This window comes from Bacillus sp. FSL E2-0195 (assembly GCF_038003645.1).
In the GTDB taxonomy this organism is placed as follows: domain Bacteria; phylum Bacillota; class Bacilli; order Bacillales; family Bacillaceae_G; genus Bacillus_A; species Bacillus_A mycoides.
In genome coordinates, this window is record NZ_JBBOPN010000001.1 from 1,639,322 (window position 1) to 1,664,591 (window position 25,270).

Genomic DNA, 25,270 nt, shown 5'->3' on the forward strand with positions numbered 1-25,270 from the left:
AAAGGTGTAATAACATGAAATATATAGGGGTGGTGTTATGATACTTTTAACGATAGGCGCTATTTTATTAACGTTATTTATTTTCTTTATTATCGGCTTCATTACGTTTATGATGTTTGTGGATAAGGCGACACCTCAAATTTATTACACACCTTGTGAATCAGTGACAGTGAAATCTAAAGGTAAAAATAGAAGGAAGAAAAGTTGATGTTGGGCTTTTCTTCCTTTTATTTTTACATTCCTGAAAGAACTAACAACAATAATCCAAATAGAAAACTAATAGAAGAAAGGAAACCGATAGATATGGAAAAAATACGATTGTTCTTCCATTCGCGTGCGAAAACGATAAATCCTAAAACGCAAAGGAAAAACCAAATAGGTAGAAATATAAATCGACTAACTTTCTCAGGTAGTAATGAATAAAAATTTGTTAAATATAATATCCAATTCGTAAAAAATAGAGCACATACGATGAATGATTGTAAGTATGGTCGGTTTAGAAAATTTCCTTTTTTAACCGTTATAAAAATGAGAGCTAATGCTGAAATGAAGGGAATTATTAGGAATATGAGTAAAAGTAATGTAAGTGACATATAAAACTCCTTTATCATATTGTTTGCGTAAGAAACGAATCTATTAGGTTGTATGCTTGCTTTGTAGAGTGCTCGTTATATTTTTCAGTGTACGGATTTAAAAATCCATGTTCACCGTGTAGTTGATTTATTTCTAATAAAGGATTATTTTGTTGCTGCAATGTTTGGATTAAAGAGGATACTGAAAAACTAGCTTCTTGTTTAGGGAAAATAAGTAATGTAGCACATGTAGGTTTAATGTGAACATAGTCACGTATACGGGAACCGTAACATCCAATGATAAAATCTATTTTTGGATTGTTACTACAGAGCCAAGCGATGGTAGCCCCAACACTAAAGCCGATAAGTCCTATATGCGTGTAACTATTGGAAAGGCAAGTAATGAATTCTTCAATTTGCTCTTTTCCATTATCAAATCCAATGTGGTTCATAAAATGTTGATATGCTTTTTCCTCATCACTATAATGAAATACATTTTGTAATTGTAGAAGGTTAGGACAAAATACATCTATATGAGATGTAGTGAAGTGGTCTATAACATGATGCATATGATCATTCACACCGTATATTTCATGAACAACAACGAGAGCTAGTTTTTTCTTCATAGTTACAATGTACCTCTCTGAAACTTATATTCTTTCTCAACAAGGCAGATGCGCAGGTGGAAATTTTCATACCATTGCTCACGGCCTCTTTTTTTCGCTTCTTTATGTAAGGCGTTCCTTTTCCAATTTTCAATTGCTTCAAGTGACTCCCAATAAGAAATTGTAATTCCGAGTCCCGAATTATCACGTGCACTTTCGACACCTAAAAATCCAGGTTGCTGTTTCGCAAGTTCCTCCATTTTTTCGGCAACGGTACTATAGTCTGTTGTATCATTCGATAGATTAGAAGTGAATATAACCGCGTAATAAGGGCTAGTTTTTTGTGGATTAGTTCCCATTATCTTTCCTCCTTAACATATATGGTACGAATGTTCAGTTCATAGTTTGTATTGTAGCACGTAATAACAAGAACAGAAGCAGGAAGCTTCTGTTCTTGTTCAGGTGCTGAAAAACAGGGGTGAGAAGGAATATACAAATTAAGTGATACAAAGTAAGAAAAATGCCACTTCAAAAAAAAGAAGTGGCATTTTTTATATTTCCTCTAAGCTATTAACTGGAACCGTTAATTCGCGTTTTGGATTTGTTACTTCATATATGCGGGCGGTTTCGTTGCTTTCATCGACGTGTTGAATCATAACAGGCATGCCTTGAAAAATGACATTGGCTTCTTCAGATGACTCGGAAAGCTCTTTTGCGCGTTGTATATTCATTTATATTCCTCCCATCATTATTATCTTTGCAAAAAAGGAGGAATAATATACCATTTCGAGACATTTTTAAAGTTTTTGTATTATTTGTAATGTTTCTTTAATAAAAGAAGAAAAGATGGAATCCGGGTAGGATTGTATCTTTTGAGCGGCTTCTGTAGCTTCCTTCAGAGCCCTTTTTTTATCGTTAAGTTTTACATAACAAAGGGCACGATATGCACCTGCTGTTGTAAGCCACGCTTGATCAAGTGGATGGTTCATATAATCCGGCATGATATCACGTTGCAATGCTTGTAAAGCTTCCTCGTAACGTTTCAATCCGTATAAAGCTTTTCCTTTTTCAAGATAATACAATCCGTCGTCTTGAAAAAGTGGCTCATCTTTTAGTTTCTCTCGAAATTGTTCTAGATGTTTTAATGCGATTGTATATTCATTAGTAATCGTGTTGTAGTAGTAAGCTTTTAAAATATCAATAATCGCAATGGATAGAGTATCTTCTGTAAAAATGGCAAATTGCTCAGATTTTTTTATGTAATATAAATATTGTTCTTTATCAGCTGTAATGACTTTTTGGTAAGATAAAATCCGATAAAATTCGTCTGTTTTAAAATATACTTGATGCTTTTTTGAAAACTCGAGTGCCTCTAATATTGTTTTTTCACATGTTTCATAATCGCCGCATGCTAGTAAAATGATGGCTTCATATAAACATAACTCGATATGTATAATGAGATCCATTTCTAAATGTTTCTCCTCATAATCATTTCTAATACTAGCTATAAGTTGTAAACATTCACCATACTTTTTACGTGTGAATATCGTAAAGGATAATTTTAATTTTGTTTCCGTACTGTCCCGGTATAACGTATATTTTTCAAAAATAGAAGTAGCCTTTTCAACGTAATATTCAATGTTGTAATCTTTCATAATCGCCGCAGCTGTTACAAATTGTTTATATAAACGAGCGGTATTTAAAGTAGAAGGTAGCTCTTTTTGAACGATAGGTAGTAAAGTCTCATATACTTCATCACATTTATTTGCCTTTATTAGTTGTTCCATTTGTTGAATGATTTCTACAATTTCTACATCATCTTCTTCTAGTAAAAAACTCGTTTCGCATCCAAGTTTTTCAGCGATGTATTGTAATGTTTTCATGGAAGGTGTAGCTTTTCCATTTTCAATTTGACTTAACATACTTTTTGTCAGTTCTGAACCTGCTAATTCAGTTTGAGTAAGCTTTTTTTCTTTTCGTAACGTTTTAATTTTCTCGCCGAGAGTAGCCATCATATGCTCCTTTATAATCAAAAAGTTAAATATAATTAAACTTTTCGTTGTAAAAATTGGAAAGTTTTATATATAATAAGTTTAACACAATTTAACTTTTAAAGGGAGAGTGTCATAATGGGGGATGTAAGTATAGGTCAAAATGATTGGAAAATGAAGATTGCAACGAGAAATATTATTTTAATGATGATTGGAAAAATGACGTCCTTGTTAGGGGCGGGTATTTATACGTTTGCAATGGGATTATACGTATTAAAGACAACTGGTTCAGGAATGGGGTTTGCAACTACTCTTATTTGCGGGTCAATACCAAGAATGATCTGTGGCCCAATTGCAGGTGCTGTAGCTGACCGTGTGAACCGAAGATGGCTTGTAATTGGCACTGATTTATTAAGTAGCTTAACAATGCTTATCATGTTTATTCTTGCTACTATATTTGGACCATCACTTCTGTTTATTTATGTATCAGCGGCATTATTATCAATTTGTGCAAGTTTTTATTCTGTTTCATTAACTTCGTCTATTCCTAATTTAGTAGATGAGGAGCGTATTCAAAAAGCGAGTGCTTTAAATCAGACGGCATCATCTTTATCGAATATTTTAGCGCCGATTATTGGAGGAGTTGTATTTGGTTTCTTTTCAATCAAAACATTTTTCCTGTTAAATAGTATTACATTCTTTTTAGCAGTTATTGTACAATTATTCATCGTATTTGATTTATATAAAAAAGAATTGGCCGAAAGTAAAGAGCATTTCTTGACGAGTATAAAAGAAGGTTTTTCATATGTGAAACGACAGCATGAAATATATGGTTTAATGAAAATTGCAGTAGGGGTAAACTTTTTTGCGAGTGCACTTTTCGTTTCGCTTCCATATATTATTATTAAAAATTTGCATTTATCCTCGAAGCAACTCGGTGTTGTAGAGGGAATGTTAGCAGTCGGGATGCTAATTGGTGCAATTGTTTTATCAGTACGTAAAGAAGTGAATAATCCGTTTCGCTCTGTTTATATTGGACTGTTTTTATTTGCGGGCTTGAGTTTATGCACAGTCTTTCCGTTGTTAGTTATCATTCCGAAAGTAGCAAGTTTTATTTACTATATCACTTTTATGATTTTAACCGGTATATCAATGATGGTTGTAAATATCCCGATGCAAGTACATATGCAAAAGACGACAGATCCAAACTATTTAGGACGTGTATTCGGTCTACTTGAAACAATTTCTACTGCAATCGCACCGCTTGGAATGATTGTATATGGATTATTATTAGATATGTTACCGACTAGCATTGTTATGATGACATTAGGTGGAGGATTATTGTTAGTTGTATTAGTTGGAGTAAAGCAGCATATGGCGAAAAAACAAGTGGATGTATCGGTTTAAAAGAAAATTTTAACAATATAAAAATGACCATATTAGTATTTTAGTTTTTGAAACTCCTTTTCATGTATGTTACAGTAAAGTGAGCAGGCAAAGAAAAGGAGAAAACATCATGAGAAAATTAAGTTTTGTAATGCTTTTTCTGTTAGTCGTAATGACTGGATGTAGTAATTATGACACGTATATTGAAACAGGTATGCAATCATTGAAAAATGAAAAATATAGTGATGCGATTATGTGGTTTGAAAAAGCGGAAAAAGAGAAATCAGGAAATGAAGCGAAGGCATATAAAGAAGTCGCTCAGTTACTAGATCGCGGTGCGACAGCATTAAAAGACGGTAAGTATTTAGAAACGAAAGATATTGCAAATGAAGTGTTACAAAAGAAAAAAGATGATGCACTTGAAAAAGCTGTGACATCAAATACAGAGAATATGCTTCAAAAAGCAAAAGATGTGGAAGAGAAAGTAAATGAAAGAGTAGCGAAACGAAAAAAGGTAAATGAAGAAGGAATCGATAAATTAATTAAAGCTGTTGATAGTATAGATGATGTAAAAGAAAAAGAGAAAAAAGTTTCAGAAGCATTAGATAAGGCTGAAGAGGCACAAGCAAAAATTGAGGATAAGAAAAACAAATAGAGTTATAGTTTAAAAGGCTGTCGTGTATAACGACAGCCTTTTAATTTTTTTCTGCAAAAGAAGTAATACTATGTAGTAAAAAAGAAATTATTTTAGAATTCCATCTGTCCTCATGACGAATGGTATAAATATTACGCTGAAATTCAAAATCAGGGATCGGTATATAGCATAGCTCATTTCGTTGTACTTCTTGCTCAATAGCAAGTTTTGAAATAAAGGCAACCCCATTACCATATTTTAAAATTTGTTTCATCGTTTCTAATGAATCTAGTTCAATTTCTGATTGGAATGTAATGTTATGTGCTAACGTCCATTGTGTAAGTAAATCTCTCGTTGTAGATGGGTTACGATGCAATAATATACGTTCTTTTTCGATATCTTGTAATGATACATTTGTTCTTTTAGAAAGATGATGTTCTTTGGAAAAGGCAAGAACAAGTGTATCAGGCATTACATTCATTTGTTTTAGAAGTGGTTCGTCAAATGGTGCCGCAGAAATTACCCCGAGATCAATTTCATGATTTTGTAGCATCGTTCGAATTTCAGGAGCTGTTTTTACTATGAGTGTTATTTTTATATTTGGAAATTCGCATTGAAATTGGTGAACAACTTCTGGTAAAAGATAAGTCGCGGGTACATAACTAGCACCAATTGTTATAGCGCCTTTATTAAAATCTTTAAACTCTTGTGTGACCCGCCTAGCTTCTTTCATAAGTGCATCTATTTTACAAGCATAATGATGCAATGCCTCGCCAGCTTCTGTTAAGAAATACCTTCCGGAACGTAATTCAAATAAAGGCACACCAAGTTCCTCTTCTAAGCTTTTTATGTGAAACGTAATAGTAGGTTGTTTAACGCCAATTTTTTCTGCAACAATAGTAAGCTTTTTGTATTTCTTAATAAGCACTACAATTTCTAATTTTAAGAGATTCATGATAAGTTGGCCCCTTTTTCTTCTAACTATAGAAAAAATCTATAGAAATAAATAGTTTATTAGAGATTTTTTAATTTAATCTTTACAGTACATTAACATTCAGTATAAAACTTCCAGATAGAATGAAAGCAGGTTAAGAATGAGGGGAGAGAGGTGAAACGATGGATATTAAAATTCATGGATTAGAAAAGGCATTTGGGAAAACACAGGCGTTAAAGCCGTTACAGATTGTAATGAAAAAAGGGGAATTCACCACACTTTTAGGACCTTCAGGATGCGGGAAAACGACTTTACTTAGAATGATTGCAGGGCTTGAGGAACCGGATAAAGGTGAAATATATTTTGGAGATAAGTGCATGTATTCTTCTGCTAAAAAGATAAAAACATCTCCTCATGAGCGGAATATCGGCATGGTATTTCAAGATTTTGCTTTATGGCCGCACATGACTGTATTTGAAAATGTTGCATTTGGTTTAAGGGCTACAAAGCAAACGAATCACTTAAGAGAAAAGGTAGAAGATGCGATAAAGCGAGTTCGTTTGCAAGGTATGGAGAAAAGATTTCCGCATGAACTCTCAGGTGGACAGCAGCAACGTGTCGCATTTGCTAGAGCAATTGTAACGAAACCTCATTTTATTTTGTTCGATGAACCGTTAAGTGCACTCGATGCAATTTTGCGAGAAGAAATGCGATTAGAACTTATGGACATCGTTCATTCAATTGGTTTAACGGCATTGTATGTAACACATGATCAAACAGAAGCTATGTCAATGTCAGACCAAATTATTGTCATGAAGCAGGGTGAAGTATTACAAAAAGGAACACCAGAAGACATTTATGTGAAACCGTCTCATGAATTTGTTGCAAAATTTATTGGTAAGGCAAATTGGCTTGTAGAGGGGAAAAAAATGATTCGTCCAGAGCATGTGAGCTGGACAAAAAATGACTTGTGCGAAATGTATACAGGTGAAGTTCAGCACGTTACATATGTAGGAGAACGTTATGAAGTGAAAGTAAACATGGGGACACTCGGTGTATGGACAGCTTATCACAATAGTAAGCTAAGCGTTGGTAAACCGGTATCGTTATATGTACCAAAAAAATGTATTCATCATATAGGGGGAGAATCGTATGAAGAAATTCAGTTCGCTTAAGTCTTTATTTGTATGTACTTTACTATTTTCTGCTGTAGTAACAGGTTGTAGCTCAAAGACAGGCAGTGTAGATGCAAAAAATAAAAACGCTAATGAAAAGAAAATTGTTGTATATAGTGCAGGACCAAAAGGATTAGCAGAAAAAATTCAAAAGGACTTTGAAAAGAAAACAGGGATAAAAGTAGAAATGTTTCAAGGAACAACAGGTAAGATTTTAGCAAGAATGGAGGCTGAAAAGAAAAATCCAGTCGTTGACGTTGTCGTACTTGCTTCTTTACCAGCGATGGAAGGATTAAAAAAAGATGGGCAAACGTTAGCTTATAAAGGAGCAAAACAAGCTGATAAGCTTCGTTCTGAATGGTCGGATGATAAAGGACATTATTTTGGATATAGTGCTTCAGCATTAGGAATTGTGTATAACACAAAAAATGTGAAGACAGCACCTGAAGATTGGAGCGATATAACGAAAGGAGAATGGAAAGGGAAAGTGAATCTTCCAGATCCAGCACTTTCAGGTTCAGCTTTAGACTTTGTAACAGGATATGTGAAAAAGAATGGACAAGATGGATGGAATTTATTTGAACAGCTTAAGAAAAATGAAGTTACAGTAGCTGGGGCAAACCAAGAAGCGTTAGACCCAGTTGTAACAGGTGCGAAAGATATGGTAATTGCGGGTGTTGACTATATGACGTACAGTGCAAAAGCAAAGGGTGAACCGGTTGATATCGTATATCCAAAAAGCGGAACAGTCATTAGTCCACGTGCAGCAGGCATTATGAAGGATAGTAAAAATGTAGAAGGTGCAAAAGAGTTTATTGATTATTTATTATCAGATGATGTGCAAAAACAAGTTTCTAAAGCGTATTTGTTGCCCGGTAGAAAAGATATAAAAGCTGAAAATAGACCGAATGTAGAAGAGATTCCAGTATTAAATATTGATTGGAAAACAGTTGAGAAAGAACAAGATGAAATAGCAAAACAATTTAAGAAAGTATTTCAATAAGATGGTGATTACATGGTAAATCGATTCGTAACAGTAAGACAAGTTGGAATGACAGTAGCGTTGTTACTTGTGGCGATGTTAATCGTCATTCCGATTTTTCTCATTTTATTTTCTAGTGTATATGAAAATAGCAGTTGGAATTTTTTAAAGCCTTTTGAAGTCATGCAGAGTGGTGGATTAGCTGGAATTTTTCTAAATTCGATGCTTCTAGGTGTACTCGTTGTAATAGGAGCTACAATATTTGCGTTTCCATTGGCGTTCATTATGAGCAAAACAGATGTAGGAAAGTATAGTAAGTTAGATATTGTTTTTATGATCCCATTTATGACCCCGCCCTATATCGGATCGATGGGCTGGATTTTGTTCATGCAACCTAACGGTTATTTTGAACAATTTTTTCCGGCTTTAAAGCCGATTTCATCATCGTTTTTTAGTTTAGGCGGTATGGTTTTAATTATGAGTCTGCATTTATTCCCATTCCTTTACTTCATGTTGAAAAACACGTTACTTCAGATTGGGAGTAGTAAAGAAGAAGCTGCAGCAGTTCATGGTGGAAGTTTTTTCTATCGTTTAAGAAAAATAATACTACCGTTATTGTTATCAAGTTATGTAATGGGCGCTTTACTCATTTTCGTAAAGACGATTGCTGAATTTGGAACACCAGCTACATTCGGACGTAGAATAGGATTCCATGTGTTAACATCTGAGATTCATAAATTTATCTCTAGTTGGCCGATTGATTTTGGCAGTGCCACAGCATTATCTTCTTTATTACTTAGTGCGTGTATGCTCATTTGGTATATGCAAAATGTATTGAATCGAAAGTATACATATGCAATGGTTAGTGGAAAAGGTGTGAAATCTAAAAGGTATACTTTGTCTATATTTGCGCGCGTTATAGCATGGGTTTATGTAATTGGCTTACTAATAGTAGCAATTGGAATCCCATACTTTTCTATACTTATTGCTTCTTTGTCGAAGTTAAGAGGCGGTGGCTTACATTTTAATAACTTTACAACAAGCCATTATGAAGCATTATTTACAATTGGTTCTCCGGGATTAGAAGCTTTATGGAACAGTTTTCTTTTTTCACTCGTAACGGCGATTGTTGCTGTAATTATTGGCGTATTTTTGGCGCTTATGATTCGAAAGGGGAAAAAGTCCTCTGAAAAATGGCTTGATATGTGCGGCATGTTACCGAATATGGTACCAGGAATAGTGATGGTTGTAGGGCTTATTTTATTTTGGAATTCACCCTATATGCCTATGTCAATTTACAATACACCAGTCATGGTTATCGTAACGTATGTTGTTCTCTTTTTACCTTATACGGTGCAGTATGTAAAAGCATCGCTCGGACAAATTGATGATTCTCTTGTACAGGCAGGAAGTATTTTTTCCGGGAATTATATTTATATTTTTAGAAAAATAATATTGCCGCTTATTATTCCAGGAATTCTTGCTGGATGGGCGATGACATTTACGATTTCGATAAGAGAGTTAGTAGCATCGCTTCTCGTACTACCTCCATCAGTAGAAACGTCAGCAACGTTTATTTTTGCTCAATTTGAACAAGGAGAAGTATCTATAGGAATGGCAATGGCTGTTGTTTCTGTTGGGCTTACAACAATGTGCTTATTACTTCTGCAACATATGGAGCAAAAACGAAAAGGGGTAGCATGATGAGGATGGAAGTATGGGGAGGAGCGGGAGAATACGGTCGTTCCTGCTATTTTGTAAAAAATAAAGAGACAAAAATAGTATTTGATTGTGGTATTAATCGATCATATGAGGATAGTTATCCCAAAATAGAAAGAGAAGTTGTTCCGTTTTTGGATGCAGTATTTTTATCACATATTCATGAAGACCATACGATGGGTTTACCTTTATTGACGAAGTATGGATATAAGAAAAAAATTTGGACGACTCGTTATACGAAGGAGCAACTTCCAGCTTATTTTGAAAAATGGGGAAACTACAATCTTTCAAAAGGGTGGAATTTACCTTATAACGATCAAAATATTAAAGATTTAAATTATGTATGTATTGATGAGATTAGTAATCCAAATGAATGGATACAGATTACACCGACGTTGAGGTTTCAATGGGGGTATAGTGGGCATGTATTAGGAGCTGTTTGGTTTTTAGTGGATATGTGTAATACATACGTATTTTATTCTGGTGATTATTCAGCAGAATCTAATATACTACGAGCTAATTTACCTGAAAATTTGCGAAGCGATATAAAAATTGCAATTGTAGATGCCGCTTATCACACTGATGATGTTTCACAAAAGGAACGAGTAGACGAATTATGTGCAGAAATTGAACGAGTTGCTCAAAATAAAGGAACAGTATTACTACCACTGCCCTCACTTGGTAGGGCGCAAGATATAGTATTTTATTTATATGAACGATATAAAGAACTTCCAATTATAGTAGATAAAGAAATTTTGGCTGGATTTGAAGAGATGTTCATATATAAAGATTGGTTAAAAAATAAAGAAAAACTTGAACGGGTTGTGGAGGTTTTAAAAAGAAACATAATAGTTATGGATAATGACATTTGTATGCAAAATAGTTACGGAATAGTTGTAATGAGTGATGCGAATATGCAAACGAAACGAGCACAGTTGTATTATGAACAACTTCGGCATGAAGAACGAAATTCGATTATCTTTACTGGACATATTGCTAAAGGAAGTTTTGCAGAAAAAGTTTTGAAGGAACGTGTAGGTAAAGAATGTAGGGTGAAGCGAGTTCCATATAAAGTTCATCAAAGTATAAGTGACGTTAAGGAAATGTTAAATACACTATTACCAGAACATACGGTGTTAGTACATGCTTTGAAAGAGGATACGGATCGATTACAACAAAAGCTAAGCACAGCAGGATATGAAAATGTGTATTCACTTGCAATGGAATGTGTAGAAGTCATATAAAATGTAAAGGAGATTGGTATATGAAAAAAGTATTTGTATTCGTAAGTATTTTCTTTTGTTGTTTCCTTTATAACGTTAAGGAAGGTTTTGCTGCTAGTTCAATGAAACCTAGCTTTGAAGTGAAGTTATTATTAAAGCCAGAACAAGTATTAGGTTATAACAAAGAGATGAAGCAAGAGGTACTAGAATATTTTCAGGCTGGTACAAATTATGAAAGAATACAGGTGCAATTTTTAGATACGGCAAATAAAAATTTAAGTAATGAAGGTTGGTTTGCGAGAATTCGAAAGAAAGAATTTAGTAAAGATTTTGAGCTAACATATAAAAAAAGATATCCTACTCAAAATGGTGTAATTCAAGAAGCACTAGAAGTGGCTAAAAAGGATGGATTTGATAGTAAAACTGATAATTATGAGGCGGAAATAGATTGGGGATTTGAGAAGAAAACGTTAAGTATTTCAAATAAGAAAAGTTACAGTGCTAAAGGATATGGAGTACTTGATTTACCAAACGAACGAGTTGCTCAAAACATGTTAATAGAAAAGTTGCCAGGGAAAATGAACAAATGGTTGTATACGAATTGGGGAGAAGAAATGCTCAAGAATTCTCGTATTTATGGTCCTGTATTAATGAAACGGTATACAGGTGAATTTGAAAATATAAAAACGAATATTGAAATTTGGCCATTAAGTAATACCGGGAAGATAGAAGATGACTTCGTAATAGAAGTGTCGTTTAAAACAAATGAGGAAAGTATCGCGACAAAACAAAGAGAATTATTAATGGCGAGTATAGAGAAAAAAGGATGGTTGTTACCGAAAGATAGTTTGAAGACAGAGCTTATTTTTCAGTAAATAGGAAAGAAGGAATCTATGTGCCATGGATTCCTTCTTCTAATATATGAGCATTAAGCTAAATCAGCTGACACGAACATATCATTATTTTGAAGGTTTTTAGAGCGTAAACTATAAGCAACTACCTTCTTTTTATGTTGTTTTACTACATCAACATGCTCTTCATGACTATAAATATAAAATGTAAAATCTTTTTTGCCACGTTTTGCATTGATAATTAAAGGAGTGCCTTCATTGTGTGGTGGTGCATAATAGCGATCTAAAAATAATCCTTCGTTAAAATCATGAATAATTTTGGATTTCTTTTCGCCTTCTAAGTTATTTCCATTGATTGTAACAGTCACATTCTCTTCTTCAAGTTGTGGATGTGTTTCGTACTTGCTAATAATGGATTCAATAGCAGAGTTAGGAAGGCTAGAAACAATAATTTTAAATGCTCCAAATACAACTAACATTACAATAAACCAAGTCGTCATAGTATTTCATCCCCTTTATCCCACAGTAACGGTCCGTAAAATCCTGGTTGGTGCGGGCTAATAATCAGTGTGGGATAGATACCCCGTACTGACTAAAATTTCACTTTATCCTATTTAACAATATAACTCATGTGGCAATAGTACATATGGTGAAGTTTTGTATAATTTGTGAAAAATATTCCATTTTTATGAACGAAATATTAGAAAAATCAATTTTGTTACAAAAAGTTGAAATCGAAGTATTTTAAAAGAAAAAGGTTTATAATAAAAATATAACTAATAACAACATTACTAATTATAAGGAAGTGTAACTATGAGTACTGTAACAATCGTATATGGTATTATTCTTTCTACAATTATTGTTTTATTTATTGTCGGGGTATCGCGTTATATTCATAAGTGGAAAGAAGGAGTTGCGAAATTAAATCACATTGAAGAAGAACTTAGTGATTTAATGTTACATCATGGTAAGTAAAAAGTTTATTTTTTAACTAAATAATGTGAAAAAAATCACAAAACATGCTCTCATCATGAAGGCATGTTTTTTTGTTATGTTGTTAATAGGCACATTTATAAAATTTCCCCATACGATACAGTGTAAAATCAGAAATGTTCGGAGCGGGAAAGAGGGATTGAATGAGTAATTCAGGTTATGTTACAGATAATAAAAATTTAAAGAAAAGCTCAGGAACGCCAAATCTTTTCTTTGATTCGAGAAAAAATGTCTTTTTTAAAAGAGATGAGAAAAACGTTGCATATGAAGTTACCTCAACGCAGTTACCTGCGATGATAGGAGGGGCGTTTGTTGATTTGTTTATGACAAAAGGGCATATGCGGGAACCACATTGGCATCCGAATGCGTGGGAATTAGATGTTGTTGTATCAGGAGAAGCAGTTACATCCATTTTAAATCCCGAAACGAATCAATTGCAAAATTATCATGTGAAAGCGGGGCAAACTGTCTTTATTCCAATGGGATGGTGGCATTGGATTACAGCGGTAACAGAGGAAGTACAATTACATTTGTTCTTTAATAACGATCAGTTTGAAACAGCGGAGGGATCAGACATACTTAGATTAACACCGCCAGAAGTATTTCAAGCTGCATACGGTGTAAGTGCAGAAAAATTAGGAAAGGACCTTTCGCCAATTAAGGAGTCAGTTGTAATTGGTCCTCCTAACTCAAATCGACTAAATAGAGTTAAAGAAAGTGACGACTCAAATATAGTTGTTACGTTAAATGGACAAATAACATCATGTGAAATAGAGTAACTCTTTCTTTTTTTAGGAAGAGTTACTCTGTTTTGTATAATTTTGTATTTTTATTCGTTATAATTATTATATAGAAGGGAATTTATAGAGGGGGCATATTGTGAACATATTAAAGATTATAGGAATTGTTGCAGGAGTCATTGTAGTAGCTGTTATAGCTTTCTTTGTTATTATGAAGTACTATTTGTCAAAAGAAAATCCTGATTACGTATTAAACTACATAAAAGAACATAAAGGTGATGAAACATGTTCATTACTTATTAGAAAAAACGGTGAAGTAGTAACATCTGTAAATGAAAATAAAAAATTACCATTAGCAAGTACGGCAAAAATCGTAATAGCAGTTGAATTTGCTAAGCAAGTGTCAGAAGGAAAAATAAGTCGAGATGAACAAATTTCATTGCAGGATTTAGAAAAATATTATGTTAAAAACACTGATGGTGGAGCGCATCCTGACTGGTTAGAAGATTCAAAAGTGAGAGAGTTAGTGCAAAATGGACAGATTGCTTTAGAAGAAGTGGCTAAAGGGATGATTCATTATAGTTCTAATGCGAATACAACATATTTGTTAGATAAGCTTGGAATAGAAAGAGTAAATGATAGTTTAAAAGAGTTAGAACTTACTAGTCATGACAAGTTCTCTTCGTATACTGCTTCATTATATATGAGAGGGTATGTAGAAAAAGAGCTTAATGAGCCAGAAAATCAATCGTTAGAAATGATACGTAACATGTCTAATGATGAATATAATAAACACGTGTTACAAATACATGAATGGATGAAAGATGAAAGTGAATGGAAGAAACGTGATATACCATTAAAAATAGATATGGAATTCCAGCGTATTTGGTCAGATCGATTAGTGAGTGCAAATGCTAAAGATTATTTGAGTTTAATGGAAAAGATAAATAGTAGAAATTATTTTCCAAAATCAATGCAAGATGAAATTGATAATGTTTTTAAAGGAACAGTTGAAAATAGTAAGTTGGAATATGCTGGTCAAAAAGGTGGTTCTACCGCATTCGTATTGACAAAAAGTTTGTATACTACAGATAAGAAAGGGAATAAGGTAGAAGTTGTAATTATGTTTAACGATATAGAAGATCAAGTTGCATATCAAAAGCTGAGAAATAATATAGATTATTTTATTCAAGATGCTATAACAGATGAAGAATTCGGAAGAAAGTTATAATGGAATAATTTTATTATGTAAACAAAAGAGCGCTTTTTAAAAGGCGCTCTTTTCTATTCATGATACAGGATTTCCTATTTACTGCATGGAATATAGATTGAAACTAAGAAAGGAAGTTGAATAATGACTACAGTATATTTCGTTCGCCACGCTCACTCTACATATACAAAGGAAGAAAGGGAACGTCCCTTATCTGAAGAAGGAGAGATTGATGCAGGTAATGTAACAAGTTTGTTAAAGGATAAAAACATTGATGTTGTTATTTCTAGCCCGTATAAAAGGGCGATTCAAACCGTGCAAGGAATTGCGAATACATATAATTTATCAATACAACTGGAAGAAGATTTACGGGAAAGGTTATTAAGTAAAGAGCCAGTAACAGATTTTAATGATGCTATTCAGAAGGTATGGGAAGACTGGACTTTTGCATACGAAGGCGGAGAATCAAATGATGTAGCGCAAAGACGCGCTGTAATATGCATGCAAAGTATATTAAAAAAATATAAAGGTAAGAATATTGTAATAGGTACTCATGGGAATATTATGGTATTACTAATGAATTATTTTGATTCGAAATATGGTTTTCAGTTTTGGAAAACCCTTCATATGCCAGATGTGTATAAATTAACTTTTGATAATAATTGTTTCAGTTCTGCTGAAAGAATACAGTCTACAGATTATCAGATAAATAATTTGTAAAAGTTTATCAAAAAAAGAGGAAAGGGAGAAGGTATTGTAGAAGTATGACTTTGTAACATAAAAAATATTGGTTAAAGGAGGCTGTTTACATGTTTGAGAAAGAGAAAGAAGGGCTTATTGAAGTTCACAACGTATATGAAATCGCACCAGCAGATGGAGCAATTATAGGTATGGCAACGGAAGAAGAAATGGAGATTGCTGCTGAACTAGAGTTACAGTACTATGCCCATTCTCGTTTATTAGAAGCAAATATTCAGTTAGACGGTTCCTCCTATAAAGAGTTACTTCAGGAGTTCCAGGAGTACGAAAGAAAATCAATGAACTTTTGGAGAGCAATACATAAACGTTTAGCTGTGCCATGGGCATGGGTACTACGTATTGATGTTGCGAACGGTCCTATATATGTAAGCAATGGGAGTTCGTATTATGAAGAAGTCGATGATGAAGAAGACTATGAATAGATAAGTAAGGAAGCAGCTTTAGTTGCTTCCTTTTTTTATTTACAATAAGTGAATGGCTTCAATGATAGCATCTGGACGATCGTTTTCTATCCCGTGACTAGCATGTTCAACCAAAATGTATTGGCTGTTTATTGAGAGATTTAATTGTTCACGAATAAGTTCTTGCCACATATCTTCAAGTTGTGTAGCTTCTTCTTTTGGCATACCGCCCTCAATTAATTGAGCAATAGAATATTGAGGATCTCTACCGATAACAATTAATGGTATTTCTAATGTTTTATGTTGTTTTTTTATTGAGCGAGCACAATTTTTCCACTCGGACAGTTCAGAAGCTGTCGCTTTATATAATGAAGGAGAGGTAGAAAATTTGATATGCTGTTTTGTTGTATTGACGAGCATAGATTTTAGTTCATTATAAAGTGCGTCTGCATCCATGTTGGAGTAAGTATAATATTTTTGTAGCCACATATCATCAGAATCAGTTTGATCAGAAACTGGTAAATGAAGCTCATCTAATCGGTGTAAGTTCATGGAAGTAGAATCAACTAAAAGAAGTGCTTGCAGCCTATCTTCATGTAACATTGCAAAATGTTGTGCACATAACCCTCCATAGGAATGGCCGATTAGAATGATTGGCTTGTGAATATGTAGTTTGTTTAGTAACATATGTAGTTCCTTTGTAACTTGCCTTGCTGTACGTGGAGTATTTCCTAGCTCACTTTTTCCGTAACCTGGGCGATGGTATGAAACAACTGTAAAGTGTTGTGAAAGCTCTTCTATAATAGGGAGCCAATCATAAAATGAGCAAGTCATTCCTGTTTGAATGACTACAGTTTGTTTACTGTTACCTCTTATATATACTTCTACAGTTTGTCCAAATATCTCTATTGATCTATTAATAGTAATTCCCCCTAAGCTTGAAATACTTTTTGGCAAGTAAAGACGATACACCAGGCACATATGCCGAAGAGTATAGATGTACTAAGTGAAAAGGAGTTCTTTAAACCGATATAAACAATAAATAATAGTAGTGCGGATGCAGGAAATCCATATAATACGCCTAAAGCGAATTGACTTAATTCTTGTTTACTCCCACCTTCGAAAGAAATCCAAAATAGGCTTAGTAAACTAACGAGTGGAAGGGCAGCGATAAAGCCGCCTATCGTACTATAATGTTTAGCGACTTCAGTAATAACGCCGATAATAAGTGCCGAAACGATTACTTTAACGAGGAAATGCATATTTTGCCTCCTTCGCTAATAACGAAAAGGCTTTTTCAATTAATTGTTGTTCTTCTTTTGATAACTGTGATTCTAATATTTTTATCTTTTCTTTATCTAGTAAAGTATGCTTTTCTAATACTTCAATGCCTTCTTTCGTTAAAGTAAGGTTTACAACCCTTTCATCGTGTTTGTTTCTTTCTTTTATAATAAATCCTTTTTGAATAAGGCGCTTTACGTGTTCAGATGCTGTGTTATGAGAGAGACTAAGCTCAGTAGCAACTTTTCCAATTGTTATATCTTTCTCACGAGAAACGATTTGTAAAATACGAATAGCTTGGTGAGAAAGGTTGTCTTCATATTCATATCGTAAGTGATAATAAATACTTTCCCAATGTTGATTAATGTCTTTCATAATGATAAATCCTCCTATTTTTATATCGTATAGTAAGATATATTCGTTGATTAAGAAGTAAAATCCTTTTATTTTCATTAAAAATGTTGAAAAAGTTTATTTTTATTGAAATATAAGGTAATCTATGTGTAAAGGTATACATTTAGCAAGAGAGAGGATGATAGCTGTGAATACATTTAAATGGATTAGTCATGAAAAGATGTATGTAGATCAAATACATGTTGAAAAATGTGGTCCTCTTTCAGTCGGCGTATATGGAGGAAATCAAGAGAGTGATGCATATGAAAGAGGAGATGCAGTGCTAGCTTGGTGGGATCCGAAATTAGAATTTGAATTTGTTATGATTTTTGATACACATCATAAAACGAAAAATATACATTATATAATAGAAGCGATTTCAGAAAGAGAAGAAAAACTAAAAGAGTTATTTTCATACCCAATCCATTTAGCATTTCATCATACACATATGTATTTATTAGCGTTATTTACAGATGAGCTCTTTATCGAGAAATGTGACCAAGATGATGAGGAACTTGCATGTTTAATTTGTTTACGAAAAGGTGAGTTCTTATATTGGCTATCAGTTGGTGATTGCTTCGCGTATTTATTCCATTCAGAGCAAACGAAAAATGGAAAAGGTAGGCTAAATAAGCGTAAGAACTATGAGTATATAGGAAGAAAAAATGTTTTTGCAGCGAATACACCTTGTTTTACATCAGGGGTAAGGGGATTAGAAAAAGGTCAGAATCACATTGTAATGGCAACGGATGGTATTTTAGAGTGTGATAAACTAAAGTTTGATGATGATCAATCTTTAGTAGAAATATTACACGACGGATCTTGTTTACAGATTGAGCCTGTATTAACAAATGTACTTCAGTGGAAAGGTAGAGATTGTGCCACTATTATTGGATGGTCCATCGATACTGAAAATAGACAATGTGCCAATTAATAAATGAAAGAGAGTTCAAGGGTTTTTGTCCTTGAACTCTTTTTTGTTAAGCAATATGAATATGATACGTTTTTAACCATTCATTTACTTGTAGCATATACTCCATAGCACTTCTTGCTTCAAAATTGGTAATCTCTTTGTTACTTTGATCAGCAATTGCAAGTAATATGGAATGGTTAATGAGTGAGAAAACAGGATTGTTTTTATTACTGCACATATCAAGCGTTAAATTGCGGATTGTTTGTAAATAGTGTGGATCCTGTGAAGTAGGGTAAGCGCTTTTTCTTCTATTTCGCACATCATCAGGTAAAGCTGGTTTCAGCGCTCTACGTAAAATTCCCTTTTCGATATTATCAATACTTTTAATATTGAAAGGAACGTTCCATAAATATTCAACTAATCTATAATCGCAAAACGGTACACGAACTTCAAATCCTACAGCCATACTCATACGGTCTTTACGGTCGAGTAAGAACGGAAGGAATCGTGTTAAAAATAAATAAAACATTTGACGCTGTTTCGCGGATTTTTTACTTTCACCTTCAAGAGTAGGTACTTCAAGAGCAGCCTCATGGAATCGTTTATTAATGTACTGCTCAGGATTACATTGAGTTGTTACGTCGTTTAATAATAGAGAAGATGTGTTTTTCCAGTTTGTTAACCACGGAAACTTATCTACATATAATAGTTCTTCTTGATGAAACCAAGGATATCCCCCGAATACTTCATCAGCAGATTCTCCAGATAAAGCTACGGTTGCATCTTTTTTCATTTCGCAAAATAGTAAATAAAGTGAAGTTTCCATTTCGCCAGCACTTGGTAAATCTTTTGCATGGAGGGGAACGAATAAGTGATTTGCTAATTCTTCAGCATTCACAATAATATCATGATGCGATGTCCCTACATGTTCAGAAACACGTTTTACCCAAGGAGCGTCTAAACCAGTGCGAGCAAATGTCAGTTCGAAATCTTTCGCGCTATTTAAAAAGTCGATTGAATATGTGTGAAGTGTTTTGTGTTCCTCTCTAAATTCTTTACCTGCCAGTGCAGTAATACCACTAGAATCTAATCCGCCTGATAACATACAAACGAGGGGAACATCAGCAATTAATTGTCTTTTTACTGTATCTTGTAAAATAGATAAAATATGAGAAGATGTGTCTTGGGTAGAGTCTGTATGGATCTTACTTTCTAAATTCCAATACTTCTTAACTACTTTTTTATCACGTGTGAATGTTATAGAATGTCCAGCACGAACTTCTTGAATATGTTTAAATACGCCACATCCTGGAGTTCGAAATAAGCCTAATCCAAATATTTCATTTATTCCATCCGCATCAATTTCAGCAGGAACAGATGGATGAGCTAATAACGCTTTTATTTCAGATCCGAAAATAATACTGTCAGTTCTTTCTGTATAAAAGAGTGGCTTTACGCCTAAATGATCACGTGCTAAAAACAGTTGTTGCTTCTGATCATCCCATAAGGCGAAAGCGAAAATTCCGTTTAAATGTTGTACGCAGTCTTCTTTCCATTCTAAATAAGCATGTAGTAACACTTCTGTATCTGAATGAGTTTCAAATGCATGACCACATTTTTGAAGCTGCTCTCTCAGCTCACGAAAATTATAAATTTCTCCATTATAAGTAAGAGCATACGTATAATCACCGGCACGGAATGTTTTTGGCTGCGTCCCACCTTCTGGGTCAATAACAATTAAACGTCGGTGTGCAAAGGCCGCACGAGGAGAAAACCAAAATCCTTCAGCATCAGGACCGCGATGCTGAATACTATTCGCCATCTTTTCTAAAATAACATGTTCATTTGAAAGATCTTTCTTCCAATCTACCCAACCTGTAATTCCACACATACAAATCTCATCTCCTAATTTAAAATTATAAAAGTAGATTAATTAAATGAAATGTACACCAGGTTAAAGAGTGTCTGCATAAATAGTGTACTACACTAATTGAATTACAGACTTGAGAAAATTTTCTTCAAGCTTATATTTATATGAGACAATGGCTAAGGAAAAGTATTCCATTACATACAAAAAATAAAAAAGATGAGAGAAAATATTTTTTTAGACGTTATATAGGGTGTAAAAGCTTTTACAAAAAAATAAGGGGAATCGCTACATGAAATCAAATGAGAAAAATTTTATAAAAAGATTACAACGGCAAAAAGAAGATGCGCTAGAATTTGTTGTTGATGCATACTTACCACTCATAAAAGGAATCACGCACAAAGTTCTTCTTCCAGTTCAAAATGATGGACTCATAGAGGAATGTGTAAACGATATATTTCTTTCCATTTGGAATAACGCAAATAAATTTCATGGAGAGCCGAGTGACTTTAAAAAATGGATAGCGGCGATTGCAAAATTTAAGGCGATTGATTATTACCGGAAAGCGACTAGAAAAGTAGAAATTATTTCAGATGAGTTTCATATTAGTATGGAAAAGTCAGCAGAAGATGAATTAATCGTTATGGAAGATAGGGAAGAGTTATTGAAGCTTATTAATCAATTAGAACCGTTAGATCAAAAGGTGTTCATTATGAAATATCTTCTCGGTATGAAGACAGAGGAAATAGGTGATAAATTAGGATTAACCAGGGCAGCGATCGATAATCGTGTGTACCGGGGAAAAAAGAAACTACAACAAAATGCTACGAATATTAGTTTTGGAGGTAGTGCAATATGAAAGACATTTATGAATTATTAAATGACATTGATATAGATGAAAAAGAACTTGAGGAAATTGAGGCTTCTGAAATTGAAAAAGAAAAAGTAAAACGCAATGTAAAACAATCGATACGTACGAAGAAAAAGATGAAAAGTTGGAAAAAAGGTGTTGCTGCTGCATCTATTTTAGTAGGATTATCAGTTGCAACGCTTGGTATTGGGTTTCCTACATATGCCGGGGGATTGCCAATTGTAGGTGACATATTCCGATTTTTAGATAATGGTAGAACAGGGGTACATGAAAATTATAAAGAGTTTTCGACTGAATTGAATATGACGAAAGAGAGCAATGGGGTTAAAGTTACAATTAATGATGCTGTGTTCGATGGTAGAACTGTAACGATAACGTATTCTATCGAAAGTGATAAAGATTTAGGAGAGCATCCGAGCATATTTGGTTCCCCACAGGTAAGCATGTCTAATGGTGCGGCAGGAAGTTCTAAAACTACGAAAGTAGGAGATAAAAAATATGTAGGTATGACTACAACAAGTGATCTTGGTAGTAAAAGAATGGACGTTGCAAATGTTAGATGGAATATGGAATCAATTAATATGTACGAAGAAAAAAAATCAATTAAAGGGAACTGGAATTTCGCACTTAGTTTAAAAGCAATGGATAGTAAGGAAGCAAAGGTTAATGGGGTTTCTGAAAATGAATTAATAAAAGTAAATATAGACAAAATGGAAGTAACCCCGATGTCCTTTATCGTTTTTTACAATCAGGAAGAATCTAAGGCATTACGGAGTATATGGGATAGCGCTGATGTGGAATTAGAAATAAAAGATGATTTAGGAAATAAATATGCAGGTGAAGGAAATGGCGGAACTAGTACAGTAGCAGAGCCACATAAAAGTAGTTGGAGTGCTACATTCCAAAAGTTAAACGAAAATGCAACAAAGCTTATCGTTACACCTCGTGTGCACTTGCGAGTTCATACACCTGAAAATCATGGTGGAGTGGAATATGTGAATGGAAAAGAGAAGAAAATTGAAGTGCCGAAAAAAGAAGCGAAGAGTAAAGATATTGTTCTAGATGATATCGTAATTGATTTAAAGAAATAAAAGAGAGACTGCCTAAAAACATTAGGCAGTCTCTTTTTCGTTAAAAACTAGTTACGAGTAACGCATGCGGATGCTGCGTTTTATACTCATCTTTCCACGGAATATTTAGTTGTTCCCACGATTCGCCGCTATCATTGGATTGAAAGACGCCATTATTATTTAAAGTGTAAAACGTATGTGGTTCGGCTGGATTTGTAGCAAACATCGAAATGACTGTACCAATTGCAGATGGTAGACCTTGCTGTACTTGCTGGAACGGAGTATCTTTCGTTTTCCGATAAATATAAGATTCATAAGGAATACGGTGATGAGCAAGGTCGGCACTTGGTGCGGCAGAAACAAGAATTGTATCGCAATCAGCGGGATCGATAGCCATGCTGTATAAATAATGATGCTCAAGTCCGTCACTACATGAGATCCAGCTGTTTCCACTGTTATAACTTTCAAGATATGCACGATCAGGTCCGCCCATAAATCCGTCACCACATGATGCATAAAGGCGATTTGGGGCTTCAGGGTGCATGAGTAATTGATGAGCATCGATAGGAGCACCGAATTTTTTATCAATCCATGTATGCCCTTTATCATTACTTTGAATAACAGCACCAGCTTCGATTGAAACATGGAGTGTATTTGGATTGTTTGGATCAACTGTAATCCAGCGTACGTGATGGGTAAAAGGTCTAGGCGGAAAAGCCCACGTATAAGAAGATAATAATGATTTCATATTTTTAAGTTCAGTCCACGTTTCACCACCATTTTCTGAACGGAATAAAGCACTAGGTTCTGTACCTACATAAACGACGCCGTAGCCGTTAACTTGTTCATTTGAGCTTATCGTTATAGAAGTAATAGAAGAGTGTAAAATACCATCCTCTTTAGGGAAATCAAAGTAACGATATGAATCTCCAATTGGTCTCCACGAATCCCCGCCATCGTCACTTAGCCATAAACCTCGTCCAAATGTGCCGCAATAAACACGATTTGTTTGGAATGGATCAACCACAATACAGGTAGGTTGCATATTTTGTAAATGATATGTGGTTTCATAGTTACCATATTGTTCTTTTACTACAACAAGTTCACGCTCCATGCAGAGAAATAGTCGTTTCAATTTTGTAACCCCCTTAAAAATTCTTTCATTAGTAAACAATATGAAAATAAAAAAGAAGTAGTCTTGTTTTTAGTTGAGAAAAAGGACTTGTTTGAAAAGTAGCGAAGTTTGTATACAGAGGAAGCGGGATAAAGTGAAACTTTAATCAGTGGGGTATTGTTCATCTTCTACTGATTAGTAGCATTCACTATCGGGCGTTAATGGGGGATAAAGATAGGGAATGTGTTTCATACTAACATACAGATATTGCACTTAAAGGAGCATTTGTATGGGGCACTCACATGATCACGGTCATTCAAAAAATAAAAAAGCGTTATTAATTGCCTTCTTATTAACAACAAGCTTTATGATTGCTGAAGTTATTGGCGGATTTGTAACAAATAGCTTAGCACTATTGTCTGACGCAGGGCATATGTTAAGTGATGCAGTATCCTTAGCTTTAAGTTTACTTGCGTTCAAGCTTGGGGAAAAAACGGCAACGGCCGCGAAAACATATGGGTATAAGCGAGTCGAAATGTTAGCGGCATTATGTAATGGTGTCGTTCTTATTGTCATTTCAGTATATATTTTTATTGAAGCAATTCGTCGTTTTAAGGAACCAGTTGAAATCGCTAGTAATGGAATGCTCATTATTGCTGTGCTTGGTCTGCTTATTAATATTGTATCAGCTTGGATATTAATGAGAGGCGGAGATGTGAAAGGTAATTTAAATTTAAGAAGTGCGTTCTTACATGTACTAGGCGATTTATTAGGTTCAGTTGGAGCGATTATTGCTGCGTTACTTATTAAATTTTTTGGATGGACTGCTGCAGATGCGGTTGCTAGTATTCTTGTGTCTATTTTAGTCATTATAAGCGGATGGCGTGTAACACGTGATACAGTTCATATATTAATGGAAGGTGCACCGCAGCACATAGATGCTGAAGAGGTGAAAAATACATTATTAAATATTACTATTGTAAAAGAAGTTCATGATTTACATATATGGTCTGTAACATCAGATTTTCAAGTATTAACTTGCCATCTTATTATCGAAGGTAATGAAACGCAAAGCGTATTGAAAGAAGCAACGGATGTATTAAAGGGGAAATTTCATGTAGAACATGTCACCATTCAAGTTGAAATAGAAGGTGAATTTAACCATAATGAGACAACTTGCAAAGTATGAAAGAAAAAGGGTATGAAAAAATGTCATAACATTTTTCGCGTGGCATACATATATATAATGTGGCCACAAATACTTTGTAAGGTAAATATTTCATAAGATTACTTTACTTATTAAGAATCATCTTTTATAATCAAAAGTGGTAATTGATAAAGATTATCATTTTCAATGATCGTAGAAAGGAGTTTTTTAAAAGATGAGTAGTCAACTCCGTTTTGCTGTTGAAAATCGTAAGAGACATTTAATTGATGAGTTAATTGGAGCAGGGGTGTTTAAGATTCGCGACCGACAATTATACGAGCTGTCTTTAGAGGAATTGGAAAAAGAGTACGAGCATATTGAAGATTACGCAAATATTCAGGCATAGCACATAGATTATTAAAGAAGGAGCTGGTTACAC

The 25,270-nt window shown here is 34.1% G+C and carries 31 protein-coding genes; 19 read left to right on the forward strand and 12 right to left on the reverse strand.

Annotated elements, in window-relative coordinates; genetic code table 11:
• Positions 1-37: 37 nt before the first annotated feature.
• Positions 38-208, forward strand: a complete 171-nt coding sequence (locus tag MHH59_RS08495; protein ID WP_000602235.1) for a DUF3951 domain-containing protein — start codon at positions 38-40, stop codon at positions 206-208.
• A 25-nt stretch (positions 209-233) separates the two neighbouring features.
• Here MHH59_RS08495 and MHH59_RS08500 read toward each other — a convergent pair whose 3' ends face one another.
• From MHH59_RS08500 to MHH59_RS08520, 5 genes are all read right to left on the reverse strand, one after another.
• Positions 234-593, reverse strand: coding sequence for a hypothetical protein (locus tag MHH59_RS08500; RefSeq protein WP_098632132.1), 360 nt, complete (start codon positions 591-593; stop codon positions 234-236).
• Between the two features lie 14 nt (positions 594-607).
• On the reverse strand, positions 608-1,198 hold the full coding sequence (locus MHH59_RS08505) for a dienelactone hydrolase family protein (RefSeq protein WP_002126652.1): 591 nt from the start codon (positions 1,196-1,198) through the stop codon (positions 608-610).
• 2 nt (positions 1,199-1,200) lie between these two features.
• Positions 1,201-1,536 (reverse strand): antibiotic biosynthesis monooxygenase family protein, encoded by a 336-nt coding sequence (locus MHH59_RS08510; RefSeq protein ID WP_002126653.1) that lies wholly within the window; start codon positions 1,534-1,536, stop codon positions 1,201-1,203.
• Between the two features lie 192 nt (positions 1,537-1,728).
• On the reverse strand, positions 1,729-1,908 hold the full coding sequence (locus tag MHH59_RS08515; protein WP_340851081.1) for an H-type small acid-soluble spore protein: 180 nt from the start codon (positions 1,906-1,908) through the stop codon (positions 1,729-1,731).
• 66 nt (positions 1,909-1,974) lie between these two features.
• Complete coding sequence (locus MHH59_RS08520; protein ID WP_002126655.1) at positions 1,975-3,189, reverse strand: helix-turn-helix domain-containing protein; 1,215 nt, start codon at positions 3,187-3,189, stop codon at positions 1,975-1,977.
• A gap of 117 nt (positions 3,190-3,306) precedes the next feature.
• On the opposite strand from MHH59_RS08520, the gene MHH59_RS08525 reads away from it, so the two are divergent.
• On the forward strand, positions 3,307-4,575 hold the full coding sequence (locus tag MHH59_RS08525) for an MFS transporter (protein WP_002031019.1): 1,269 nt from the start codon (positions 3,307-3,309) through the stop codon (positions 4,573-4,575).
• Between the two features lie 109 nt (positions 4,576-4,684).
• Positions 4,685-5,209 (forward strand): DUF4398 domain-containing protein, encoded by a 525-nt coding sequence (locus MHH59_RS08530; protein ID WP_002126658.1) that lies wholly within the window; start codon positions 4,685-4,687, stop codon positions 5,207-5,209.
• 40 nt (positions 5,210-5,249) lie between these two features.
• Here the strand turns inward: MHH59_RS08530 and MHH59_RS08535 are convergent, their stop codons facing one another.
• A complete protein-coding gene (locus tag MHH59_RS08535) occupies positions 5,250-6,143 on the reverse strand; it encodes a LysR family transcriptional regulator (protein WP_340851082.1) in 894 nt (297 codons plus the stop codon).
• Positions 6,144-6,304: 161 nt separating this feature from the next.
• On the opposite strand from MHH59_RS08535, the gene MHH59_RS08540 reads away from it, so the two are divergent.
• Genes MHH59_RS08540 through MHH59_RS08560 form a run of 5 tightly spaced genes read left to right on the forward strand, consistent with a single transcriptional unit; the run spans position 6,305 to position 12,096 of the window.
• Entirely contained in the window at positions 6,305-7,297 is a 993-nt protein-coding gene (locus MHH59_RS08540; RefSeq protein WP_340851083.1) for an ABC transporter ATP-binding protein, read from the forward strand.
• The gene (locus MHH59_RS08545; RefSeq protein WP_002126664.1) at positions 7,275-8,300 is read left to right on the forward strand and encodes an ABC transporter substrate-binding protein; all 1,026 of its coding nucleotides are present in this window, start codon (positions 7,275-7,277) and stop codon (positions 8,298-8,300) included. Before MHH59_RS08540 ends, MHH59_RS08545 begins: the two co-directional genes overlap by 23 nt.
• 12 nt (positions 8,301-8,312) lie before the next feature.
• Positions 8,313-9,983 carry an ABC transporter permease gene (locus MHH59_RS08550; protein WP_003188467.1) on the forward strand — a complete coding sequence of 557 codons (1,671 nt, stop codon included), beginning with the start codon at positions 8,313-8,315 and terminating at the stop codon, positions 9,981-9,983.
• On the forward strand, positions 9,980-11,242 hold the full coding sequence (locus MHH59_RS08555; RefSeq protein ID WP_016126747.1) for an MBL fold metallo-hydrolase: 1,263 nt from the start codon (positions 9,980-9,982) through the stop codon (positions 11,240-11,242). The genes MHH59_RS08550 and MHH59_RS08555 overlap by 4 nt, the downstream gene beginning before the upstream one ends.
• 20 nt (positions 11,243-11,262) lie before the next feature.
• Positions 11,263-12,096 carry a hypothetical protein gene (locus MHH59_RS08560; protein WP_002126669.1) on the forward strand — a complete coding sequence of 278 codons (834 nt, stop codon included), beginning with the start codon at positions 11,263-11,265 and terminating at the stop codon, positions 12,094-12,096.
• A gap of 53 nt (positions 12,097-12,149) precedes the next feature.
• Here the strand turns inward: MHH59_RS08560 and MHH59_RS08565 are convergent, their stop codons facing one another.
• On the reverse strand, positions 12,150-12,572 hold the full coding sequence (locus MHH59_RS08565; RefSeq protein WP_002011948.1) for a YfmQ family protein: 423 nt from the start codon (positions 12,570-12,572) through the stop codon (positions 12,150-12,152).
• Positions 12,573-12,703: 131 nt separating this feature from the next.
• Between MHH59_RS08565 and MHH59_RS08570 the strand changes: the two genes are divergently transcribed.
• From MHH59_RS08570 to MHH59_RS08595, 6 genes are all read left to right on the forward strand, one after another.
• Positions 12,704-12,820 carry a hypothetical protein gene (locus MHH59_RS08570; RefSeq protein ID WP_002031004.1) on the forward strand — a complete coding sequence of 39 codons (117 nt, stop codon included), beginning with the start codon at positions 12,704-12,706 and terminating at the stop codon, positions 12,818-12,820.
• A 65-nt stretch (positions 12,821-12,885) separates the two neighbouring features.
• Positions 12,886-13,047 (forward strand): hypothetical protein, encoded by a 162-nt coding sequence (locus MHH59_RS08575; RefSeq protein WP_000109008.1) that lies wholly within the window; start codon positions 12,886-12,888, stop codon positions 13,045-13,047.
• A 161-nt stretch (positions 13,048-13,208) separates the two neighbouring features.
• On the forward strand, positions 13,209-13,844 hold the full coding sequence (locus MHH59_RS08580; RefSeq protein WP_002086416.1) for a cupin domain-containing protein: 636 nt from the start codon (positions 13,209-13,211) through the stop codon (positions 13,842-13,844).
• Positions 13,845-13,944: 100 nt separating this feature from the next.
• Positions 13,945-15,036, forward strand: a complete 1,092-nt coding sequence (locus MHH59_RS08585; protein WP_340851084.1) for a serine hydrolase — start codon at positions 13,945-13,947, stop codon at positions 15,034-15,036.
• Positions 15,037-15,159: 123 nt separating this feature from the next.
• On the forward strand, positions 15,160-15,735 hold the full coding sequence (locus MHH59_RS08590; protein WP_002030998.1) for a histidine phosphatase family protein: 576 nt from the start codon (positions 15,160-15,162) through the stop codon (positions 15,733-15,735).
• An 89-nt stretch (positions 15,736-15,824) separates the two neighbouring features.
• Complete coding sequence (locus MHH59_RS08595; RefSeq protein WP_000461762.1) at positions 15,825-16,196, forward strand: hypothetical protein; 372 nt, start codon at positions 15,825-15,827, stop codon at positions 16,194-16,196.
• A gap of 39 nt (positions 16,197-16,235) precedes the next feature.
• Here the strand turns inward: MHH59_RS08595 and MHH59_RS08600 are convergent, their stop codons facing one another.
• Genes MHH59_RS08600 through MHH59_RS08610 form a run of 3 tightly spaced genes read right to left on the reverse strand, consistent with a single transcriptional unit; the run spans position 16,236 to position 17,831 of the window.
• Positions 16,236-17,156, reverse strand: a complete 921-nt coding sequence (locus MHH59_RS08600; protein WP_002126671.1) for an alpha/beta fold hydrolase — start codon at positions 17,154-17,156, stop codon at positions 16,236-16,238.
• Positions 17,108-17,437, reverse strand: a complete 330-nt coding sequence (locus MHH59_RS08605; RefSeq protein ID WP_002086410.1) for a DUF3147 family protein — start codon at positions 17,435-17,437, stop codon at positions 17,108-17,110. Before MHH59_RS08605 ends, MHH59_RS08600 begins: the two co-directional genes overlap by 49 nt.
• Complete coding sequence (locus MHH59_RS08610) at positions 17,421-17,831, reverse strand: MarR family winged helix-turn-helix transcriptional regulator (RefSeq protein WP_002030991.1); 411 nt, start codon at positions 17,829-17,831, stop codon at positions 17,421-17,423. The genes MHH59_RS08605 and MHH59_RS08610 overlap by 17 nt, the downstream gene beginning before the upstream one ends.
• 124 nt (positions 17,832-17,955) lie before the next feature.
• On the opposite strand from MHH59_RS08610, the gene MHH59_RS08615 reads away from it, so the two are divergent.
• Positions 17,956-18,783 carry a protein phosphatase 2C domain-containing protein gene (locus MHH59_RS08615; RefSeq protein ID WP_002012083.1) on the forward strand — a complete coding sequence of 276 codons (828 nt, stop codon included), beginning with the start codon at positions 17,956-17,958 and terminating at the stop codon, positions 18,781-18,783.
• Between the two features lie 46 nt (positions 18,784-18,829).
• On the opposite strand, the gene asnB is transcribed toward MHH59_RS08615, so the two are convergent.
• Positions 18,830-20,653, reverse strand: a complete 1,824-nt coding sequence (asnB, locus tag MHH59_RS08620) for an asparagine synthase (glutamine-hydrolyzing) (RefSeq protein WP_340851085.1) — start codon at positions 20,651-20,653, stop codon at positions 18,830-18,832.
• Between the two features lie 268 nt (positions 20,654-20,921).
• Between asnB and MHH59_RS08625 the strand changes: the two genes are divergently transcribed.
• Positions 20,922-21,488 (forward strand): sigma-70 family RNA polymerase sigma factor, encoded by a 567-nt coding sequence (locus tag MHH59_RS08625; RefSeq protein WP_033730433.1) that lies wholly within the window; start codon positions 20,922-20,924, stop codon positions 21,486-21,488.
• Positions 21,485-22,591: a DUF4179 domain-containing protein gene (locus MHH59_RS08630; protein ID WP_340851086.1), complete on the forward strand. Its 1,107-nt coding sequence runs from the start codon at positions 21,485-21,487 to the stop codon at positions 22,589-22,591. Before MHH59_RS08625 ends, MHH59_RS08630 begins: the two co-directional genes overlap by 4 nt.
• 40 nt (positions 22,592-22,631) lie before the next feature.
• Here MHH59_RS08630 and MHH59_RS08635 read toward each other — a convergent pair whose 3' ends face one another.
• Positions 22,632-23,705 (reverse strand): WD40/YVTN/BNR-like repeat-containing protein, encoded by a 1,074-nt coding sequence (locus MHH59_RS08635; protein ID WP_041868015.1) that lies wholly within the window; start codon positions 23,703-23,705, stop codon positions 22,632-22,634.
• A gap of 268 nt (positions 23,706-23,973) precedes the next feature.
• Between MHH59_RS08635 and MHH59_RS08640 the strand changes: the two genes are divergently transcribed.
• Together MHH59_RS08640 and fbpA are read left to right on the forward strand one after the other, a co-directional pair.
• Positions 23,974-24,873 (forward strand): cation diffusion facilitator family transporter, encoded by a 900-nt coding sequence (locus tag MHH59_RS08640; RefSeq protein ID WP_002012090.1) that lies wholly within the window; start codon positions 23,974-23,976, stop codon positions 24,871-24,873.
• A gap of 193 nt (positions 24,874-25,066) precedes the next feature.
• The gene (gene fbpA, locus MHH59_RS08645) at positions 25,067-25,237 is read left to right on the forward strand and encodes a Fur-regulated basic protein FbpA (protein WP_002012091.1); all 171 of its coding nucleotides are present in this window, start codon (positions 25,067-25,069) and stop codon (positions 25,235-25,237) included.
• Positions 25,238-25,270: the final 33 nt, after the last annotated feature.

Bases quoted from the DNA above. Each gene is read 5' to 3' on its own strand.
- MHH59_RS08495 (WP_000602235.1), top strand. From the start codon at position 38: ATGATACTTTTAACGATAGGCGCTATTTTATTAACGTTATTTATTTTC.
- MHH59_RS08500 (WP_098632132.1), bottom strand. From the start codon at position 593: ATGTCACTTACATTACTTTTACTCATATTCCTAATAATTCCCTTCATT.
- MHH59_RS08505 (WP_002126652.1), bottom strand. From the start codon at position 1,198: ATGAAGAAAAAACTAGCTCTCGTTGTTGTTCATGAAATATACGGTGTG.
- MHH59_RS08510 (WP_002126653.1), bottom strand. From the start codon at position 1,536: ATGGGAACTAATCCACAAAAAACTAGCCCTTATTACGCGGTTATATTC.
- MHH59_RS08515 (WP_340851081.1), bottom strand. From the start codon at position 1,908: ATGAATATACAACGCGCAAAAGAGCTTTCCGAGTCATCTGAAGAAGCC.
- MHH59_RS08520 (WP_002126655.1), bottom strand. From the start codon at position 3,189: ATGGCTACTCTCGGCGAGAAAATTAAAACGTTACGAAAAGAAAAAAAG.
- MHH59_RS08525 (WP_002031019.1), top strand. From the start codon at position 3,307: ATGGGGGATGTAAGTATAGGTCAAAATGATTGGAAAATGAAGATTGCA.
- MHH59_RS08530 (WP_002126658.1), top strand. From the start codon at position 4,685: ATGAGAAAATTAAGTTTTGTAATGCTTTTTCTGTTAGTCGTAATGACT.
- MHH59_RS08535 (WP_340851082.1), bottom strand. From the start codon at position 6,143: ATGAATCTCTTAAAATTAGAAATTGTAGTGCTTATTAAGAAATACAAA.
- MHH59_RS08540 (WP_340851083.1), top strand. From the start codon at position 6,305: ATGGATATTAAAATTCATGGATTAGAAAAGGCATTTGGGAAAACACAG.
- MHH59_RS08545 (WP_002126664.1), top strand. From the start codon at position 7,275: ATGAAGAAATTCAGTTCGCTTAAGTCTTTATTTGTATGTACTTTACTA.
- MHH59_RS08550 (WP_003188467.1), top strand. From the start codon at position 8,313: ATGGTAAATCGATTCGTAACAGTAAGACAAGTTGGAATGACAGTAGCG.
- MHH59_RS08555 (WP_016126747.1), top strand. From the start codon at position 9,980: ATGATGAGGATGGAAGTATGGGGAGGAGCGGGAGAATACGGTCGTTCC.
- MHH59_RS08560 (WP_002126669.1), top strand. From the start codon at position 11,263: ATGAAAAAAGTATTTGTATTCGTAAGTATTTTCTTTTGTTGTTTCCTT.
- MHH59_RS08565 (WP_002011948.1), bottom strand. From the start codon at position 12,572: ATGACGACTTGGTTTATTGTAATGTTAGTTGTATTTGGAGCATTTAAA.
- MHH59_RS08575 (WP_000109008.1), top strand. From the start codon at position 12,886: ATGAGTACTGTAACAATCGTATATGGTATTATTCTTTCTACAATTATT.
- MHH59_RS08580 (WP_002086416.1), top strand. From the start codon at position 13,209: ATGAGTAATTCAGGTTATGTTACAGATAATAAAAATTTAAAGAAAAGC.
- MHH59_RS08590 (WP_002030998.1), top strand. From the start codon at position 15,160: ATGACTACAGTATATTTCGTTCGCCACGCTCACTCTACATATACAAAG.
- MHH59_RS08595 (WP_000461762.1), top strand. From the start codon at position 15,825: ATGTTTGAGAAAGAGAAAGAAGGGCTTATTGAAGTTCACAACGTATAT.
- MHH59_RS08600 (WP_002126671.1), bottom strand. From the start codon at position 17,156: ATGTGCCTGGTGTATCGTCTTTACTTGCCAAAAAGTATTTCAAGCTTA.
- MHH59_RS08605 (WP_002086410.1), bottom strand. From the start codon at position 17,437: ATGCATTTCCTCGTTAAAGTAATCGTTTCGGCACTTATTATCGGCGTT.
- MHH59_RS08610 (WP_002030991.1), bottom strand. From the start codon at position 17,831: ATGAAAGACATTAATCAACATTGGGAAAGTATTTATTATCACTTACGA.
- MHH59_RS08615 (WP_002012083.1), top strand. From the start codon at position 17,956: ATGTGTAAAGGTATACATTTAGCAAGAGAGAGGATGATAGCTGTGAAT.
- asnB (WP_340851085.1), bottom strand. From the start codon at position 20,653: ATGTGTGGAATTACAGGTTGGGTAGATTGGAAGAAAGATCTTTCAAAT.
- MHH59_RS08625 (WP_033730433.1), top strand. From the start codon at position 20,922: ATGAAATCAAATGAGAAAAATTTTATAAAAAGATTACAACGGCAAAAA.
- MHH59_RS08630 (WP_340851086.1), top strand. From the start codon at position 21,485: ATGAAAGACATTTATGAATTATTAAATGACATTGATATAGATGAAAAA.
- MHH59_RS08640 (WP_002012090.1), top strand. From the start codon at position 23,974: ATGGGGCACTCACATGATCACGGTCATTCAAAAAATAAAAAAGCGTTA.
- fbpA (WP_002012091.1), top strand. From the start codon at position 25,067: ATGAGTAGTCAACTCCGTTTTGCTGTTGAAAATCGTAAGAGACATTTA.